Consider the following 18133-nt stretch of genomic DNA (forward strand, 5'->3'; position numbering starts at 1 on the left):
TCCCCAGGAGACCGACAGCCATGACCGTCTACTTCATCGGTGCGGGCCCCGGCGCCGCCGACCTGATCACCCTGCGCGGCGCCCGCACCCTCGCCGCCTGTGGGGTCTGCCTCTACGCGGGAAGCCTGGTGCCGCGCGAACTGCTCGCCGAGTGCCCGCCGGGGGCCCGGCTGGTCGACACCGCGCAGTTGGACCTGGACGCGATCACGGCGGAGCTGGTCCGGGCCCACGAGGAGGGCCAGGACGTCGCCCGGCTGCACTCCGGCGACCCGTCCGTCTTCAGCGCGGTGGCCGAGCAGATGCGCCGCCTGGACGCGGCGGGGGTGCCCTACGAGGTCGTGCCCGGTGTGCCCGCGTTCGCCGCGGCGGCCGCCGCCCTGAAGCGCGAACTGACGGTGCCCACCGTCGGCCAGACCGTCATCCTCACCCGGGTCGCCCAGCGCGCCACCCCGATGCCCGACGGCGAGGACCTGGCCACCCTGGGGCGCAGCGGTGCGCTGTTGGTGCTGCACCTCGCCGCGATGTACGTGGACCGGATCGTCGACGAACTGCTGCCGCACTACGGCGCCGACTGCCCGGCCGCCGTTGTGGCGATGGCCTCCCGCCCCGACGAACTCGTGCTGCGCGGCACGCTCGGCGACATCGCCGGCCAAGTGAAGGCCGCGGGTGTGGTCCGGACCGCCGTGATCATGGTCGGTCGCACGCTGGGAGCCGAGCAGTTCCGCGACAGCCACCTCTACTCGTCGGAGCGCGAGCGCCCGCACGCGCCCTGCGACGGGGGTGCCTGAGGGGGCATCAAGGACAGCGCACGGCACGCCTGTCCGGCTGAATTGTATGACCGCATCGGGGTGAAAGTCCGTTTTCCTGATCCCGGAGGCCGGTAAGGAAGCTGCGACACCCAGGGGGGTTGACGCAAAGGAGCTCGCCACGATGCGTACCAGGATGGCCGCCACTGCGGTCTTCGCTGCGGCCGTGCTGACCCTCACCGGCAGCACCGTCGCCACCGCCAGCGGCAAGGACACCCCGCGCCGCGCGAAGGACAGCCCCGTCAAGATGGCCGCCTGTGCCCTGGGCAGCGCGCTGGGCGCGTTGACCGGCGGGGACGACAGCTGCATGCGGGACCGGATGGATCGCGCACGCGAGATGGCGGCCCGCAAGGCAATGGGTGAGCACCGTCGGGCCGGGAAGGGCCACGGCAACGAGCTGGGCCGTTTCGACATGGCTCGTGAGGACGGGCTGACTCGTGAGGACGGGCTGAGCCGCGGAGAGACACTGCCGCGGATGTGACGAGGGGTTGCACGGCGGGGCGTCGGATCCCGGCCGTCGGGCCGGGGCGCGTTTCACGTGAAACATCCGACGCCAGTCGCCGCAAACCCGGCCATGATCCACCGGACCGGCCCTAGGGCCGCGATCCACCGGACATGCCTCAGCCTCCCGGACCGCGCGGCTCCGCCCGGCCCACCACCAGTCCCGCCCGGTCGATACAGATGACGTCGACGGCGACCGGCGCACCCCGCAGCACGCCCAGTGACGCGTCCCGTGCCGTGGCCGCCACCAGGTCACCGAGGGGAACGCCGGCCGCCGCGCACAACTGGAGCGCGGCGAGGCCGGTGTTGGCCTCGGCCACCGCCTCCGCCAGCGCCGCGTCGGCGCCGCCCTGTCGGGCCAGTTCGGCGAGGAAGCCCTTGTCGACCTGAGAGCGCGCCGAGTGCAGGTCCAGATGACCGGCCGCCAGTTTCGACAGCTTGGCGAAGCCGCCGCAGATCGTCAGCCGGTCGACGGGATGCCGGCGGATGTACTTGAGCACCGCCCCGGCGAAGTCCCCCATGTCCAACAGCGCGTCCTCCGGCAGGTGGTGCAGGGCGACGGCGACCTTCTCCGACGTCGAGCCGGTGCACCCGGCGACATGCCGCCGGCCGGCCGCCCGCGCCACATCCACCCCGCGCCGGATCGAGTCGATCCACGCCGAGCAGGAGTACGGCACGACGATCCCGGTCGTCCCCAGGATCGACAGGCCGCCCAGGATGCCGAGGCGCGGGTTCCAGGTGCTGCGGGCGATCTCCTCGCCGTGATCGACGGAGACCTCGACCTCGACGTCCGCGCTCGCACCACTGCCTGCGTGCGCCTCCGCGACGCGCGCCAGATGCTCCCGGATCATCTGCCGCGGTACGGGATTGATGGCGGGTTCGCCGACGTCCAGCGGCAGTCCGGGGCGGGTCACCGTACCCACGCCCGGGCCCGCCGCGAACACCACTCCGCTGCCGGCCGGCAGCGCCCGCACGGTGGCCCGCACCAGCGCCCCGTGCGTCACATCGGGATCGTCCCCGGCGTCCTTGACCACCCCGGCCATCGCGGTGGCCGGTCCCGCCCCGGCAGCGGTCAGCTCCTCCACCGCGAGTGCGAAGGACGGCGTCTGTCCCCTCGGCAGCGTGATCGTCACCGGGTCCGGGAACTCCCCGCTGAGCAGCGCCGTGTACGCGGCCGTGCTGGCGGCCGTGGCGCACGCCCCGGTCGTCCACCCGGGCCGCAGCCCGGTGTGCGCGAGCTGCGCGCTGCGCCCTCCCGTACCCTGCGGTTGCGTTTCACCCACGGAGGAACCTGCCGCTCATGCCGACGTCACCCGTCCACGAATCCGCCCGCCAAGTACTGATCCTCGGCGGCACCACAGAGGCCCGCCAGCTGGCCGCGGCCCTGGTGGCGGAGGAGGGGGTGCGGGTGATGACCTCACTGGCCGGCCGGGTGGCGGCGCCGCGGCTGCCCGCCGGGGAGGTGCGCATCGGTGGGTTCGGCGGCCCCGAGGGCCTCGCCCGCTGGCTGCGCGAGCACGCGGTGGACGCGCTCATCGACGCCACCCATCCTTTCGCCGGCACGATCAGTTTCCACGCGGCCCAGGCCGCCGCCACCGCCCATGTTCCCCTGCTGGCCCTCCGTCGCCCCGGCTGGGGCGCACAACCCGGCGACGTCTGGCACCCGGTCCCCTCCCTCACCGAGGCCGCCGCCGTCCTCCCCGCCCTCGGCGGCCGGGTCTTCCTCACCACCGGCCGGATGGGTCTCGCCCACTTCGCCCACCTCACGGACCTGTGGTTCCTGGTCCGCTCGGTGGACGCCCCGGAGCCCCCGCACCCGCCCCGGATGACGACGGTCCTGGACCGCGGCCCGTTCACCCTCGACGGGGAACGGGAACTGCTGCGTCACCACCGCATCGACGTGCTGGTGACGAAGGACAGCGGCGCCGCGGCGACCGCCCCCAAGCTGGCGGCCGCGCGGGAGGCCGGGGTGCCGGTGGTGGTCGTCCAGCGGCCCCCCGTTCCGGAGGGCGTGCCGGTGGCCGCCGAGCCGGGCGCGGCGGTGGACTGGGTGCGGGCGCTCCTCGGCTGACGCCGCGCGGGCGGTCAGCGCTCCGGGTACCGGCGCGGCGTCCAGACCACCTCGGTGCCGTCGTCGCGCTGTACCCGCCGGGTCTGGGACGAGCCGACGAGCAGGATCGTCCGCATGTCGACCTGCAAGGGATCGAGGTCGGTGAGCGGGACGGTGCGGAGCGACTCCTCCGGGCCGCCGATGTCGCGGGCGAGGATGACCGGGGTGTCCGGTGCGCGGTGCTCCAGGAGGACGTCCCGGGCCTTGGCCACCTGCCAGGTGCGGCTGCGGGAGCCGGGGTTGTAGAGCGCCAGGGCCAGGTCGGCGGCGGTCGCCGCGCGCAGCCGTTCGGCGATCACCTCCCAGGGCTTGAGCCGGTCGGAGAGCGAGATCACCGCGTAGTCGTGGCCCAAGGGGGCGCCGGCGCGGGCGGCGGCGGCATTGGCGGCCGTGACGCCCGGCAGGACGCGCACCGGCACGGAGCGGTAGGGCTCCTCCGACGCCACTTCGAGGACCGCGGTGGCCATGGCGAAGATGCCGGGGTCGCCGCCGGAGACCACGGCCACTCGGCGGCCGCGGCGGGCCAGGTCCAGCGCGAATTCGGCGCGTTCGGACTCGACCTTGTTGTCCGAGGGGTGCCGGCGCTGGCCCGGGCGCACCGGGACGCGGTCCAAGTACGTGGTGTAGCCGACGAGGTCGTCGGCGGCGGCCAGGGCACCGCGGGACTCCGGGGTGAGCCAGCGCGGACCGGCCGGTCCGGTGCCGACCACAACCACCTCACCGCGGTCCGCGGCGGCCGGCTCCGGCTCCTCGGCGGCGGTGGCGATGCGGCTGGGGACGACCGCGACGGAGAAGTACGGCACGGAGTCGGCGTCGACGTCGGACAGCGCTCCGGTGCGCTCCCCGGCCATGGTGGCGCGCTCGACGTAGCGGGCCTCCGGCAGCCGGCCGGAGCGCTCCAGGGCACGGCGGACGCTGGGGAAGGTACGGCCCAGCTTCATCACGACGGCCGAGTCGGTGGCGCTCAGACGGGCCGTCAGCTCTTCCTCCGACAGGGTGCCGGGGAGGACGGTCAGCACCTCGTCGGCCTCGGTGAGCGGGGTGCCCAGGCGGGCTGCGGCGGCGCTGATGGAGGTGACGCCGGGTACGACCTCGGTCGGATAGCGGTGGGCCAGCCGCTTGTGCATGTGCTGGTACGAGCCGTAGAAGAACGGATCGCCCTCGGATATCACCGCGACGGTGCGGCCGGCGTCGAGATGGGTCGCGAGCCGCGCCGCCGCCGCCTCGTAGAACTCGTCCAGGGCGCCGCGGTAGCCGCCGGGGTGGTCGGTCGACTCGGTGGTGACCGGATAGACCAGGGCTTCCTCGATGTGGTCCGGGCGGATGTGCCGCGCGGCGATGGAACGTGCGATGGAACGTCCGTGCCGGGCGCTGTGGTACGCCACCACGTCGGCCTGGGCGATGACCTCCACCGCCCGCACGGTCATCAGGGACGGGTCGCCGGGGCCGAGGCCGACGCCGTAGAGGCGGCCGGTGGACCGCTCCGGGGACTGCGCGGCCGGCTGGTCCACCGTGCCGCTGCTCGCCTGCTGCTCGCTCACGCCTACTCTTCCTCGCTCGCCAGGGCGTTGATCGCGGCCGCGGCCATGGCACTGCCGCCGCGCCGCCCGCGCACCACGATGTGATCCAGCTTGGACGGGTGGTCGATCAGCGCGTCCTTGGACTCGGCCGCGCCGATGAAGCCGACCGGGATGCCGAGGACGGCCGCGGGTCGCGGTGCCCCTTCTTCGATCATTTCGAGGAACCGGAAGAGCGCGGTGGGGGCGTTGCCGAAGGCGACCACGGCGCCCTCCATCCGGTCCCGCCACAGTTCGAGGGCGGCGGCGCTGCGTGTGGTGCCCATCCGGGCGGCCAGCTCCGGGACCGACGGATCGCCGAGGGTGCACAGCACCTCGTTGTCCGCGGGCAGCCGCTTGCGGGTCACCCCGCTGGCCACCATGGTGGCGTCGCACAGGATCGGTGCACCGGCGCGCAGCGCGGTGCGCGCACTGGCCACGACCCCCGGGGTGAAGGCCAGATCGCGGACGAGATCGACCATGCCGCAGGCGTGGATCATCCGGACCGCGACCCGGCTGGCGTCGGAGGGCAGTCCGGAGAGATCCGCCTCGGCGCGGATGGTGGCGAAGGACTGGCGGTAGATGGCCGCCCCGTCCTTTTCATAGTCGAACGCGGTCACTGGGGCCTCGGGGTGGTGGGTTGAGGGGTGGAAGGAGGACGGGCAGCAAGAGGGGCACCGGGGGCGGTCCATGTTTCACGTGAAACGGCGCCCGACCGGGGTGTTTCACGTGAAACGTCGTTCGGTCGCGGTGTTTCACGTGAAACCGGCGGCGGGGCCGGGGTGTTGGGGCCCACCGCGGTGGTGCGATAGCCGTCGGGTGTCGCCAGCACATCGATCCAGGCGCCGTGCGGGTGGCCGCAGCGCCGTTCGCAGCCCGACCAGTGGACGGGCAGCCCGACCGGCACACCGGAATCGTCCGCCGGGACGGAGCCGCCCCCGGCGAGCGCGGTCGCCGCATCGCTCCGCACATCGGTAAGGGACTTGGCGCAGCCGGGTAGGCCGGTGCAGGCGGTGACCCGGCGCCAGGGGGAGGTCGGGTCGGTGATCAGTCCGGCGGAGGCCAGGTCGCGGAGCCGCCGGGCCGCCGGTGCGGCGGGCAGGCCGGGGACGACGATGCCGCGCCAGGGCGTGAGGCGCAGTTCGCCGGAGCCGTCGTCGGCGGCGATCTGGGTCAGCAGCCGCCACTGGGCCGCGGCCAGCCGGCCGAGCGGCGCCAGGACCGCCAGTGCACGGCGGCCGTCGGGCCCCTCGATCGAACCGGGGGCGGTGGCGTCGGCGTACGGCACGGCCGGCTGCGGGCCGACCGCGTCTGCGTACTCCGGGTACTCCGCGTGCTCCGCGGCGATGCCCGCGGCCCGCAGCGCAGGCTGCACCTCCTGGGCGGTCAGCGGCCGTGCGGCGGGGAGTTCGCGGACCCGCCAGGCGCCGCTGCCGCACTCAGCGGCGGCGGCCAGGAAGACCTCGGCGGCGGTCAGCGCCGCCCGCGGTACGTCGTCCGCCGCGATCCGCAACGCCGCGGGGTCGTCGCCGACCCGGAGCAGCGCCCCGTACCCGGACGCGGTCCCTGGCGGGTACTCGGTGTCCGCCGGGGCCTTCCGGCCGGATTCTGCGAGCAAGGTCACATCGCCGCCCAGGCCCGCCACATCGCCCCGGCCGTCGTCGAGGACGAACAGGAAGCGGCCCGAGAGCGCCGTCGCCGATCCGCTCGCGCACAGCAGCGCGTCCAGGCTCCGGGCCCACAACCGCACGTCGGAGGGGGTGTGCCGGTCGAGTCCGGCCAGCGGCGAGGCCAGCACGTTGCGGATCCGCTCGTGGCGTACGGACGGCAGCAGTCCGGCGTCGGTGAGGAGGTCGGCGAGGTGCCGGCCGCAGTCGTCGGGCAGACCGCGGAGTTCGACGTTGCCGCGGGAGGTCAGCGAGAGGTGGCCGTCGCCGAGGCGCTCCGCGGCGTCCGCCAACGCGTTGGCCTGGCGCGCCGTCAAGTCCCCTGCGGGCAGCCGCACTCGGGCCAGCTGCCCGTCAGCGGCGGAGTGCAGCCGCAGCGCTCCCGGGCAGGCGTCACCGCGGTCCCGCACGGGCGGTTCGGCCCGGTCGGGGCGTGGTGAGGGGGAGGGCGGCATGGCGGCGAGCATACCTACGTCGGTGGCGCCCGGAACCGGGGCGAGGGGTGGTGAACGGCAGCTCCGGAGGCGGGCTCCCGCGGCCCGGCCGCAGCCCTTACTATGCAGGTCGGTGGGTCGGCTGACCCACCGGACGCCAGCGACGGCGCCAAGGGAGGAAGCCCGGTGAGAATCCGGCGCGGTCCCGCCACTGTGAACCCGGCCACCGCCGGGTGAGCCAGGAACTCCCGCCGTCCATACGACCACCCGGGGCGTGGACACCCCGAGGAAGGGCTGCGCCGTGATCCTTCTGCTGTCGACCTCCGACACGGACCTGCTCAGCGCCCGCGCGGCCACGGGCCCCGTGCCGTACCGGCTCGCCAACCCGGCCCGTCTCGACGTCGCCGAACTCCCCGGGCTCCTGGAGGGCACCGACCTGGTCGTCGTCCGTCTGCTCGGCGGTCTCCGCGCCTGGCAGGACGGTCTGGACGTGCTGTTGGCCGCGGACCAGCACCGCCCGGTCGTGGTGCTCACCGGTGAACAGGCCCCCGACGCCCAGCTCATGGAGGCGTCCACGGTCCCCGTCGGCATCGCGGCCGAGGCGCACGCCTACCTCGCGCACGGCGGCCCGGCCAACCTCTCCCAGCTGGCCTGCTTCCTCAGCGACACCGTGCTGCTCACCGGCCACGGCTTCGAGCCGCCCGCGGCCGCCCCGTCCTGGGGCCCGCTGGAGCGCACGGCGCGGGAGGTGACCGGCCCGACGGTGGCCGTGCTCTACTACCGCGCCCACCACATGAGCGGCAACACCGGCTTCGTCCATGACCTGTGCGACCAGGTCGAGCGGGCCGGCGGCCGTCCACTGCCGCTGTTTGTCGCCTCGCTGCGGGCTCCCGAGCCGGAGCTGATCGAGGAACTGCGCACCGCCGACGCCATCGTCACCACCGTGCTGGCCGCGGGCGGCACCAAGCCCGCCGAGGCGTCCGCGGGCGGCGACGACGAGTCCTGGGACGCGGGTGCGCTGGCCGCCCTGGACGTGCCGATCCTCCAGGCGCTCTGCCTGACCGGGTCGCGGGCCGCCTGGGAGGAGAGCGACGAGGGGCTCTCCCCGCTCGACGCCGCCTCGCAGATCGCCGTGCCCGAGTTCGACGGGCGGCTGATCACCGTGCCGTTCTCGTTCAAGGAGATCGACGAGGACGGTCTGCCGATGTACGTCGCCGACGCCGAACGCGCCGCCCGGGTCGCCGGGATCGCCGTCCGGCACGCCCGGCTGCGGCACATCCCGGCCGCCGAGAAGCGGCTGGCGCTGGTGCTGTCCGCCTACCCCACCAAGCACTCCCGGATCGGCAACGCGGTCGGCCTGGACACCCCGGCGAGCGCCGTCGCGCTGCTGCGCCGCCTCCAGGCCGAGGGCTACGACTTCGGCACGGAGCCCGTGCCGGGCCTTGAGTCCGGTGACGGCGACGAGCTGATCTACGCCCTCATCGAGGCCGGTGGCCACGACCAGGAGTGGCTGACCGAGGAGCAGTTGGCCCGCAACCCGGTCCGTATCCCGGCCGCCGACTACCGCCGCTGGTACGCCACGCTGCCGCAGGAGCTGCGGGAGTCCGTCGAGGAGCACTGGGGCCCGCCGCCCGGCGAGATGTTCCTCGACCGCAGCCGGAACCCCGAGGGCGACATCGTGCTGGCCGCCCTGCGCCGCGGCAACCTGCTGATCCTCATCCAGCCGCCGCGCGGCTTCGGCGAGAACCCGATCGCGATCTACCACGACCCCGATCTGCCGCCCTCCCACCACTACTTGGCGGCCTACCGCTGGATCGCCGCCTCCACCGCCGACGGCGGCTTCGGCGCCGACGCCATGGTCCACCTGGGCAAGCACGGCAACTTGGAGTGGCTGCCCGGCAAGAACGCCGGCCTCTCCGCCGCCTGCGGTCCGGACGCGGCGCTCGGCGACCTCCCGCTCGTCTACCCGTTCCTGGTCAACGACCCGGGCGAGGGCACCCAGGCCAAGCGCCGGGTGCACGCCACCCTCGTCGACCACCTCGTCCCGCCGATGGCCCGCGCCGACTCCTACGGCGACATCGCCCGCCTTGAGCAGCTGCTCGACGAGTACGCCGCGATCTCCTCGATGGACCCGGCCAAGCTGCCCGCCATCCGCGCGCAGATCTGGACCCTGATCCAGGCCGCCAAGCTCGACCACGACCTGGGCCTGGACGCACGCCCGGACGACGACGGGTTCGACGACTTCCTGCTCCACGTCGACGGCTGGCTGTGCGAGGTCAAGGACGCGCAGATCCGCGACGGCCTGCACGTGCTGGGCGCCGCGCCGGTCGGCGAGGCCCGGGTCAACCTCGTGCTGGCCATCCTGCGCGCCCGACAGATCTGGGGCGGCACCTCCGCGCTGCCCGGACTGCGCGAGGCGCTCGGCCTGGACGAGTCGGCCGCGACCCGGACCGCCGCCGACGAAGCCGAGGCGGTCGCCCGCGGCCTCGTCCAGGCGATGGAGGACGCGGACTGGGACCCGGCCGCGGTGCGCCGGGTCGCAGGCGGGCACCCGACCGCGGTCGTCGACATCCTCGACTTCGCCGCCCGGGAGGTCGTCCCGCGGCTGGCCGGCACCACGGCCGAGGTCGACCACGCGGTGCACGCGCTGAACGGCGGATTCGTCCCGGCCGGCCCGTCCGGCTCACCGCTGCGCGGTCTGGTCAACGTCCTGCCGACCGGCCGCAACTTCTACTCCGTCGACCCCAAGGCCGTTCCGTCGCGGCTCGCCTGGGAGACCGGTCAGGCGCTCGCCGACTCGCTGTTGACCCGCTACCGCGACGACAACGGGGACTGGCCGGAGTCGGTGGGCCTGTCCCTGTGGGGCACCAGCGCGATGCGTACCTCCGGCGACGACGTGGCGGAGGCGCTGGCATTGCTGGGCGTCCGCCCCGTGTGGGACGACGCCTCGCGCCGGGTGACCGGCCTGGAGGCCGTAGCGCTCGATGAGCTGGGGCGTCCTCGGATCGACGTCACCCTGCGCATCAGCGGTTTCTTCCGCGACGCGTTCCCGCACGTCATCGGCCTGCTCGACGACGCGGTGCGGCTCGCCGCCGGTCTCGACGAGCCCGCCGACCGCAACTTCGTCCGGGCCCACGCCCAGGCGGACCTCGCCGCGCACGGCGACGAACGCCGCGCCACCACCCGGATCTTCGGCTCCCGTCCCGGTACGTACGGCGCGGGGTTGCTCCAGCTCATCGACTCCCGAGACTGGCGCACCGACGCCGACCTCGCCGAGGTCTACACCGTCTGGGGCGGCTACGCCTACGGGCGCGGTCTGGAGGGCCGCCCGGCCCGCGAGGAGATGGAGACCGCCTACAAGCGCATCGCGGTGGCCGCCAAGAACACCGACACCCGCGAGCACGACATCGCCGACTCCGACGACTACTTCCAGTACCACGGCGGCATGGTCGCCACCGTCAAGGCGCTCAAGGGCAAGGCCCCCGAGGCGTACATCGGCGACTCGACCCGCCCCGAGACGGTCCGCACCAGGACGCTGGTGGAGGAGACCTCCCGGGTCTTCCGGGCCCGGGTCGTCAACCCCCGCTGGATCGAGGCGATGCGCCGCCACGGCTACAAGGGCGCCTTCGAACTCGCCGCCACCGTGGACTACTTGTTCGGCTACGACGCCACGACCGGGGTCGTCGCTGACTGGATGTACGACAAGCTCGCCCAGACCTACGTCCTGGACCCGGAGAACCGCGCGTTCCTCCAGGAAGCCAACCCCTGGGCGCTGCACGGCATCGCCGAGCGCCTCCTGGAGGCGGAGTCCCGCGGCATGTGGGAGAAGCCGGACGCGGAGACGCTGGCGGCGCTGCGGGACGCCTTCCTGGAGACCGAGGGCGAGCTGGAGGGCGAGGACTGACGGCCCTCAACGGCGCGGCGAGGGGCGGTGTTTCACGTGAAACACCGCCTCGGCCTCCCTCCGCTGACCGAATCCCGCGCCCTCAACCCTGCGGCCAGGAAAGCCGTTTGGCGAAGTGCAGCCACGCGGCCAGGGCCACCAGGACCGCGGTCGCCCCGGCCAGCGTCATCACCACCGAGGGGGACGTCCGGTCCACCACCATCCCGCCGGCCAGCGCGCCGAGCGAGAGCGTCGCCTGGAACGATGCGGTGAACAGCACCGAGGCCGCCTCGGGCGCATCGGGTGCGGCCTTGGCGAACCAGGTCTGTGAGGCGACCGGCACCGCGCCGTACGCGACGCCCCAGAGCACCAGCAGCGCCAGCGCGCCGACCGGCCCGCGGCCGATGACCGGCAGCAGCAGCGTGGCCAGGGCCAGCAGTCCGGCCGCGGTTCCGAAGACGGTGCGCGGACGCCGCGCCACCATGGCACCGCCGGCGAAGTTCCCCACCACCCCGGCGACGCCGTAGACCAGCAGGAACAGCGTGATCGTCCCGGCGGTCGCGAGATGCGTGGTCCGTTCCAGGAACGGCGTCACATAGGTGTACGCGCCGAAGTGGGCCAGCACGATCAGGAACGTCATCAGCAGCGCGAACCGGGTGTGCACCCCGCGCAGCATGCCGCGCAGCAGCGTCGGGCTGGTGGCGCGGACCGCAGGCAACGGCGGGATCACCAGCGCGGTCAGCACCAACACCCCCACCGTCAGCGCCCCGACCGCGGCACAGGCGGTCCGCCAGCCGGCCAGATCACCGAGGAAGGTCCCGGCGGGCACCCCGAACACCGAGCCCAGCGGTACCGCGGAGAAGATCACCGCGGTGGCCCGGCCGGCCGACTCCGCCGGTACCAGCCGCTCGGCGAGCCCGGCCCCGATCGACCAGAACCCGCCGATGACGACGCCGACCAGGACCCGGGACAGCAGCACCAGCCAGTAGGTCGGCGCGGCCGCGGCGAGGAAGTTCGCCAACGCCAGCAGGGCGACGAAGGCACAGAGCATCAGCCGCCGGTCGATCCGGGCGGTGGCCATAGTCACCGTCGGCGCGGCGCACGCGGCGAGGAAACCGGGGAGCGTCATCATCAGCCCCGCGGTGCCGTCGGAGACGCCGAAGTCGGCCCCGATCCGCGTCAGCAGACCGATCGGCAGGATCTCGGTGGTGACGATGGCGAAGATGCCCAGGGTCACGGCGAGCACGGCGAGCCGGCCCTTGAGCGGCGTACGGCCGGTCGGGGCCGGGGGTGCCCCGGAGCCGGAGTCCCGTGGGGCCGTCGTGCGGTGCGGGTTTCGGGGGGTGGTGGTTCTGGTGCTGCCGGTGGTCGTCATGATGTCCGTTCTGAGGGGCGACCCGTTGCGATGCCCTCAGTCCAGCAGCCGCCGGCCCGGCAGTCCGGCGCCTTTCCGACGTGGTAGTTCCCCCGAGGCCGGCGGCCCGAGGGGCTCAGCCGCCGGCCGTCCCGGCGTGGATCTCCCCGTTGCTGGTGGTCAGATCGAGCCGGTAGCGCCCCGACGGATCGTTGCGGACGCCGATCCGCTTCGCGCCGTTGGAGGTGTCCGCGGACACCTGGTACCGGTCGTTGGGCACGGTGACCGAGACCGCGCCGTTGGAGGTCTTCGCCCGGACGTCCTGCGGCTTCGTCGCGGTGAGCGTGATCTCGCCGTTGGAGGTCTCGGCCTTGATGCCGGTGCCCGCCAGGCCCTTCCCGGTGATCGCGCCGTCGGTGCTCCGGACGTCCACCGCTCCGGACACCCCGTCCAGGTCGATCTCCCCGTTGCTGGTGGTCACCCGCACCGCGGCCACCTTGGACAGGTTGATCGCGCCGTTGGAGGTGTCACCGGTCACCGGGACCGTGCCGGGCAGGTCGACCGTGTACGTCACCGAGCAGTGGTCGCCGCAGCCGCCGAGCACCAGGGTGCCCCCCTCGACCCGGTGCGTTGGCCCCTGCGGTCGGTCGCCCCGGTAGGTGACCTTGCGGTGCACGCTGACCGTGCTGCCGCCCTTGCCGCCGCGCACCGTCACGCCGCCGTCGGAGGTGTCCACCCGCACCGCCGTGATCTTCTGTGCCACCGTGGCGTCGTCGGAGAAGGTCTCGCCGACCACCAGGCTGCACGCGCCGAGGGCCAGTGCCCCGGCTCCGGCCAGTGCCACGGCCCCTGCGAAGCGGACGTGTCGGTGCATGAAATCCCCCCGGAATCCGGTCTGTTCACGGCTCCGGGTAGTGGCCCGTCGCCCCGTGGTCCGGGCCCGTGCCGCGGCGCGCCGGCCGCCCGCACCGGGCCCACTGCTGACGACTTTAGGTCTGCCGCGACCCGCCTGACCATGGGGCTAACCCCCGGGTCCCGGTGGGGGAGAGCCTCCGGGTGCGGCCCCTGGGCGCCGGTGCCACGCTGAGGGTGGGGACTGTTCCCATGCGGTATGAGGAGGCTTCCGGTGACCGGCACGGGTAAGCGTACGAAGTCGAAGACGTGGCACGCCGAGATCAGCATCGTCGAGTCTGGCAGCGACGTCCGGGCCGAGGCCCGACTGCGCGGCAAGGAGGGCGGGCAGATCATCGGCGAAGGAACCGCCAGGTGCAATCCGACGGATGAGAACGTCCCCGCCATCGGGGACGAGTTGGCGGCGGCACGGGCGCTGTCGGACCTCAGCCATCAGCTGCTCAGCCGCGCCGCGCACGACATCGAGGTGCACACCGCCCGCCCCGTCGAGCGGTTGCACGCCTGACGGGACGTGCGGGGCCACGCCTGGGCGGACCGGTCGCCGTCCGCCCGGGCGGTTCGTGCGTCAGCCGTCCTTCGTCGAGAAGTCCGGCCCGACCGTGAGCGTCACCGCACCCGGCGATGCCTGCGCCGACTCGGTCGCCTTGGTGCCGGGCAGCCGTGCGGCGAGCACCTCGGCCTGGGTCTTGAGCCCGGGCGGGTAGCTGATGGTGGACTTGTCGGTGGTCGGGCCGTTGTCGGTGAAGATGACGGTGAAGCCGAGTTGGCGCAGTCGCTGGGCGGCGACCGCGGCCAGGCCCTTGGTCGTGGTGCCGTTGAGCACCCGCACCCGGACCGAATGCGCGGTCACCGGGTTCTGCTCGGCCTCCGCGAACTTCTTCTTCCCGGCAGCGCCGACCTCCCGGTCGTGGGCGAGGTCGCCGAACAGCTCGTTGGCCTGCGGGTATTGCCAGAGCACGTTCGCCTTGTCGGTGGGGATGTCCGCCTCACGCGGATAGGTGGGGACGGTGAGGAAGGTGAGGCGGTCGGAGGGGATGTCCTTGACCGTGGAGGCGAGGTCGTACAGCGGCTTGAGCCCGTCCAGGTCCTGGTCGGTGGTGAGGGACTTGGTGGCCGAGTCCAGGAAGCCGTAGAGGTCGGTCGGGCTGGTGAGCTTGGACTGCGCCTTGGCCGCGAGCGCCTTCATGAACTCCTGCTGACGGCCGATCCGGCCGAGGTCGGAGCCGTCGCCGACGCTGTAGCGGGTGCGGACGTAGCCGAGCGCCTTCTCGTCGGTGACGTTCTGGCAGCCGGCCTCCATGTCGAGGTGGGCCTTCTTGTCGTGGATGGCGTGCTTGGGGCAGACCTCGATGCCGCCCAGCGCGTTGACCATGCCCTTGAAGCCCTGGAAGTCGACCGAGACGAAGTGGTCGATGCGCAGGCCGGTGTTCTTCTCGATGGTCTTGATGCTGCACGCCGCCGCTTTGCCGACGTTGCCGCTGAGCCCGCCGATGCTGAACGCTTCGTTGAGCTTGAAGTGGTGCGGGGCGGACTGTGCGCCGTTGCCCTTGTCGCACGCCGGGATCGGCACCCAGGAGTCGCGCGGGAAGGACACCGCGGTGGCCCACTTATGGTCGGCGGAGACGTGCAGCACCATCAGGGTGTCCGACTGCATGGTGGTCAGGCCGCTGCCGTACTTCCCGCCGGTGCCCGCCCGGCTGTCGGAGCCGACGACCAGGATGTTCTTGGAGCCGGGGCTGAGGTTGACCGGCCGGTCGCCGCCCAGTTCGCTGTTCACGTCCGCGCCGTGGATGTTGCCGTCCAGGTGCTGGTATATCCACACGCCGACCCCGGCCGTGCCGAGCAGGAGCACGCCGACCACCCCGCCGGTCCAGGCCACGATCCGGCCGCGCCGGGTCATCTTGGTCTTCCCGGCCTTGCGGGATCCGCCGCCGGCCCGCCGCCCGGAGTCCGTCCGCCGCCGCTCCGCGCGGCCGCCGCCCTCCGCGGGACGGTCGCCGTCGTCCGCCGCCGAACCCCGGCCGCTCCCGTTGCCCCGCCGGGCCGCCTGCCTGTGCGTCGTCCTGTCATGCACGCCGATGGCCCTTCTGGTCCTTCTGGAGCTGGTCTTGCCGGGTGGAGAGGTACGCGCACACAGGGGAGGCTGCGGCGGGCGGCGGTGTCGGCCGGGGACCGCGGGACGGCGGTCCGCACCGGTGGGTCAGATGCCCTCGGTGGGCAGCAGCCGTACGGATTCCGGGTCGTAGCGGAGCCACTGCGGACGGCTGCCGCCGGGCACGGTGCGCAGCAGGCACCACGTCTCGCCCGCCGCGTCCGTCCACCAGGCACTGATCCGGCCCAACTCCCAGGCACCGTCGGGATATTGGACCTCGACCGGCTGATAGACCCATCGCACCTCCGCCTCTGGAGGCGGGTTTTCCCAGGTCAGGGGTCCGCACCTCGTCGCCATCTCCCCCTCCGGCAGCGCCCGTTGCGCATGTCAGGCGCAACCCTACCGGCAACTTTTACAGCTCTGTAGAAGTTGATTGGTGTGCTACGGATCACAAAATGCCATCCGTTGCGTGGCGTGCTGGAGAGTCCGGGATCAGTGTGCACTCACCACGGCGTCGCTGCCTTCAGAACGAGGAACAGAGCTACCGACGCGTTCAGTGCGGAGAGCGCGGAGGCCGCCGTGCCCGCCGCGGCCACCAGCGCGGCCAGTCCCGCCGGGGTCAGCGCCGGCGGCCAGGTGCGCGCCGACGGCACCGGTCCGAGCAGCGCCGCCACCCGCCGCGGCACCGGCCCTGGTTCGGGCGAAGCGAACTGCACCGCCACCCGGTACGGCGCGGGCCGCGAGATCAGCGCGGCCTTCCCCACCGCCCGCGCGGTCAGCCGCCGGTCGCCGACGGCCCGGGCCGCCTCCTCGTCCGCCCAACGCTCAGCGCTGAAGGCGACCGCGGAACGCAGCGGCAGCAGCAGCGGGTTGACGCACCCGGCCAGCCGGACGGCGAGCAGGTAGCGGTGGTGGCGGCAGTGCAGATGCGCGCGTTCGTGGGCGAAGAGGGCGCGCCGCTCGTCCGCGTCGAGGCTCCGCAACATGCCCCGGGACACCGCGATCCGGCCGGCCCGGGCCGGCCGCCCCGGTCGCGCGGGGGTGCCGGGTACGGCGTAGGCGTACGGATCGTCGTCCGGCAGCACCGCGGTACCGGTGCCGGCCGGCAGGACGTCCAGCGCGCGGTGGGCCCGCTCCCGGATCCGGTGGTCCCGGCGCAGCGCGGTGCCGCACACGGTGAGGGCGGCGGTCAGCGCGAAGATCGCCGCGATACCGGCCACCTCGGCGAACGGCACCGCGGCCCGCACCTCCGGGTCCGACCAGCCGTCCGGCAGCGGATTGCCGGGTAGTTGGGCGGTGCCGACGACCACCAGCAGCCCCAGGCAGAGCGTGCTGCACAGCCCGAGGACCACGGCCAACAGGGTCAGCAGCCGGGTGGTGACCCGGGGGTGGAGGTGCTGCTCCGCGAGCCGGGCGATCGGCAGGGCGGTCAGCGGCAGGACGAGCGGCAGGAAGACGAAGACGCCCACCGGTCACCCCCCGCGCGCTTCGTCCGAGCCGTCCTCGCGGCGCGCGCCCGGGGCCGGATCCGGGGCTCTGCCGTCGTCCTCGGCGCGGGCCAGGAGGCTGCGCAGCACGTCCTCGTCGTGTGCCGAGAGGGCCGAGACGAAGCTGGTCAGCACGGCGTCCCGGTCTGGTTCGCCGTCCAGGACGCGGCGCATCCGCAGCGCGGCGAGCCCGGCCTCGTCGGCCGCGGGGGTCCATGCGTAGGCCCGGCCGGACCGTTCGCGGGTGACCGCTCCCTTGGCGTGCAGCCGGGACAGGATCGTCATCACGGTCGTGTAGGCGAGGTCGTCGCCGAGCCGCTCCTGCACCCAGGCGGCGGTGGCCGGTCCGGGGGCGTGGTGCAGCGCGGCCAGTACCTGCGCCTCCAACTGGCCCTGTCCGCGCCGGGCCCGCTCCCGTCCGTTGCCACCGAGGGCCTTACCGAAGGGTGTTCCGCCCATGTCGTCGCCTCCCGTCGCACCGGGCGTCCCGCGGGCTGGGACGTCGGGACATTTTACGGCGATCGCCGGCGCCCCCTCCTGGCTGTCCACAGGGTTGCGCCCGCCGGCGCCGCTCCCCGTCGCTTACTTCTACAGTCCTGTAGTTTTTCCGCCAGGTCCTAGTTCACCGCCGGGGACCGGTCACGGCAACCGGAACCGGCCACCACCTGGAGGGAAGCCATGGGAGTCTCGCTCGCCAAGGGCGGCAACGTCTCGCTCTCGAAGGAAGCACCCGGCCTGACCGCGGTCTCGATCGGCCTCGGCTGGGACGTGCGGACGACCACCGGCGCCGACTACGACCTCGACGCCAGCGCGCTGCTCTGCACCGACGCCGGCAAGGTCGCCTCCGACCAGCACTTCGTCTTCTACAACAACCTCACCAGCCCGGACGGCTCGGTGCAGCACACCGGCGACAACCTGACCGGCGCGGGCGAGGGCGACGACGAGACCCTCAACGTCGCGTTGAACGGTGTGCCGGCCGAGATCACGAAGATCGTCTTCCCGGTCTCCATCCACGACGCACAGACCCGCGGCCAGAACTTCGGCCAGGTGCGCAACGCCTACATCCGCGTCGTCAACCAGGAGGGCGGCGCCGAACTGGCCCGCTACGACCTGACCGAGGACGCCTCGACCGAGACCGCGATGGTCTTCGGCGAGCTCTACCGGCACAACGCGGAGTGGAAGTTCCGCGCCGTGGGCCAGGGCTACGCCTCCGGGCTGGCGGGCATCGCGGCGGACTACGGCGTCAGCGTCTGACTCAGCCGACTCAGCCGTCCCGGATGACCCGGACGATTCGGCGGACGGCGGGGAAGCGGGGGCGCACCGGCCCCCGC

16 protein-coding genes and 1 riboswitch are annotated in these 18133 nt (G+C 73.4%); of the genes, 6 read left to right on the top strand and 10 right to left on the bottom strand.

Going from position 1 to position 18133, the window contains the following annotated elements; genetic code table 11:
• Nucleotides 1-20 precede the first annotated feature (20 nt).
• Both cobM and ACO0M4_RS19575 read left to right on the top strand, forming a co-directional pair.
• Nucleotides 21-788, top strand: coding sequence for a precorrin-4 C(11)-methyltransferase (gene cobM, locus ACO0M4_RS19570; RefSeq protein WP_352294710.1), 768 nt, complete (start codon nt 21-23; stop codon nt 786-788).
• Nucleotides 789-930: 142 nt separating this feature from the next.
• A complete protein-coding gene (locus ACO0M4_RS19575; protein ID WP_430372021.1) occupies nt 931-1287 on the top strand; it encodes a hypothetical protein in 357 nt (118 codons plus the stop codon).
• A 139-nt stretch (nt 1288-1426) separates the two neighbouring features.
• On the opposite strand, the gene ACO0M4_RS19580 is transcribed toward ACO0M4_RS19575, so the two are convergent.
• Nucleotides 1427-2590 carry a cobalt-precorrin-5B (C(1))-methyltransferase gene (locus ACO0M4_RS19580; RefSeq protein WP_430372022.1) on the bottom strand — a complete coding sequence of 388 codons (1164 nt, stop codon included), beginning with the start codon at nt 2588-2590 and terminating at the stop codon, nt 1427-1429.
• 17 nt (nt 2591-2607) lie between these two features.
• Between ACO0M4_RS19580 and ACO0M4_RS19585 the strand changes: the two genes are divergently transcribed.
• Nucleotides 2608-3378, top strand: a complete 771-nt coding sequence (locus tag ACO0M4_RS19585) for a cobalt-precorrin-6A reductase (RefSeq protein ID WP_430372023.1) — start codon at nt 2608-2610, stop codon at nt 3376-3378.
• A gap of 14 nt (nt 3379-3392) precedes the next feature.
• On the opposite strand, the gene ACO0M4_RS19590 is transcribed toward ACO0M4_RS19585, so the two are convergent.
• From ACO0M4_RS19590 to cobG, 3 genes are read right to left on the bottom strand one after another with little or no spacing between them, the layout of a single operon-like run.
• On the bottom strand, nt 3393-4928 hold the full coding sequence (locus ACO0M4_RS19590) for a precorrin-2 C(20)-methyltransferase (RefSeq protein ID WP_430373856.1): 1536 nt from the start codon (nt 4926-4928) through the stop codon (nt 3393-3395).
• 32 nt (nt 4929-4960) lie between these two features.
• Complete coding sequence (locus ACO0M4_RS19595; RefSeq protein WP_430372025.1) at nt 4961-5593, bottom strand: precorrin-8X methylmutase; 633 nt, start codon at nt 5591-5593, stop codon at nt 4961-4963.
• On the bottom strand, nt 5590-7107 hold the full coding sequence (gene cobG, locus ACO0M4_RS19600; RefSeq protein ID WP_430372027.1) for a precorrin-3B synthase: 1518 nt from the start codon (nt 7105-7107) through the stop codon (nt 5590-5592). The genes ACO0M4_RS19595 and cobG overlap by 4 nt, the downstream gene beginning before the upstream one ends.
• A gap of 84 nt (nt 7108-7191) precedes the next feature.
• Nucleotides 7192-7341, top strand: a riboswitch (cobalamin riboswitch).
• 34 nt (nt 7342-7375) lie between these two features.
• Between cobG and cobN the strand changes: the two genes are divergently transcribed.
• Nucleotides 7376-10978 carry a cobaltochelatase subunit CobN gene (gene cobN / locus ACO0M4_RS19605; protein WP_430373858.1) on the top strand — a complete coding sequence of 1201 codons (3603 nt, stop codon included), beginning with the start codon at nt 7376-7378 and terminating at the stop codon, nt 10976-10978.
• An 82-nt stretch (nt 10979-11060) separates the two neighbouring features.
• Here cobN and ACO0M4_RS19610 read toward each other — a convergent pair whose 3' ends face one another.
• Both ACO0M4_RS19610 and ACO0M4_RS19615 read right to left on the bottom strand, forming a co-directional pair.
• Entirely contained in the window at nt 11061-12332 is a 1272-nt protein-coding gene (locus ACO0M4_RS19610; RefSeq protein WP_430372028.1) for an MFS transporter, read from the bottom strand.
• A 115-nt stretch (nt 12333-12447) separates the two neighbouring features.
• Nucleotides 12448-13185 (bottom strand): DUF4097 family beta strand repeat-containing protein, encoded by a 738-nt coding sequence (locus ACO0M4_RS19615; protein ID WP_430372029.1) that lies wholly within the window; start codon nt 13183-13185, stop codon nt 12448-12450.
• A 237-nt stretch (nt 13186-13422) separates the two neighbouring features.
• Here ACO0M4_RS19615 and ACO0M4_RS19620 point away from each other — a divergent pair, with 237 nt between their 5' ends.
• The gene (locus tag ACO0M4_RS19620; RefSeq protein WP_430372030.1) at nt 13423-13728 is read left to right on the top strand and encodes a DUF1876 domain-containing protein; all 306 of its coding nucleotides are present in this window, start codon (nt 13423-13425) and stop codon (nt 13726-13728) included.
• 60 nt (nt 13729-13788) lie between these two features.
• Here ACO0M4_RS19620 and ACO0M4_RS19625 read toward each other — a convergent pair whose 3' ends face one another.
• The 4 genes from ACO0M4_RS19625 to ACO0M4_RS19640 form a co-directional block, all read right to left on the bottom strand.
• Nucleotides 13789-15123, bottom strand: a complete 1335-nt coding sequence (locus ACO0M4_RS19625) for an LCP family protein (protein ID WP_430373859.1) — start codon at nt 15121-15123, stop codon at nt 13789-13791.
• 300 nt (nt 15124-15423) lie between these two features.
• Nucleotides 15424-15618 carry a hypothetical protein gene (locus ACO0M4_RS19630; RefSeq protein WP_430372031.1) on the bottom strand — a complete coding sequence of 65 codons (195 nt, stop codon included), beginning with the start codon at nt 15616-15618 and terminating at the stop codon, nt 15424-15426.
• 200 nt (nt 15619-15818) lie between these two features.
• The gene (locus tag ACO0M4_RS19635; protein WP_430372032.1) at nt 15819-16784 is read right to left on the bottom strand and encodes a M56 family metallopeptidase; all 966 of its coding nucleotides are present in this window, start codon (nt 16782-16784) and stop codon (nt 15819-15821) included.
• A 3-nt stretch (nt 16785-16787) separates the two neighbouring features.
• Nucleotides 16788-17261, bottom strand: coding sequence for a BlaI/MecI/CopY family transcriptional regulator (locus tag ACO0M4_RS19640; protein ID WP_430372033.1), 474 nt, complete (start codon nt 17259-17261; stop codon nt 16788-16790).
• Between the two features lie 219 nt (nt 17262-17480).
• On the opposite strand from ACO0M4_RS19640, the gene ACO0M4_RS19645 reads away from it, so the two are divergent.
• Nucleotides 17481-18056, top strand: coding sequence for a TerD family protein (locus ACO0M4_RS19645; RefSeq protein ID WP_430372034.1), 576 nt, complete (start codon nt 17481-17483; stop codon nt 18054-18056).
• Nucleotides 18057-18133 lie beyond the last annotated feature (77 nt).

This window comes from Streptomyces sp. RGM 3693, assembly GCF_050471125.1.
Lineage (GTDB): Bacteria > Actinomycetota > Actinomycetes > Streptomycetales > Streptomycetaceae > Streptomyces.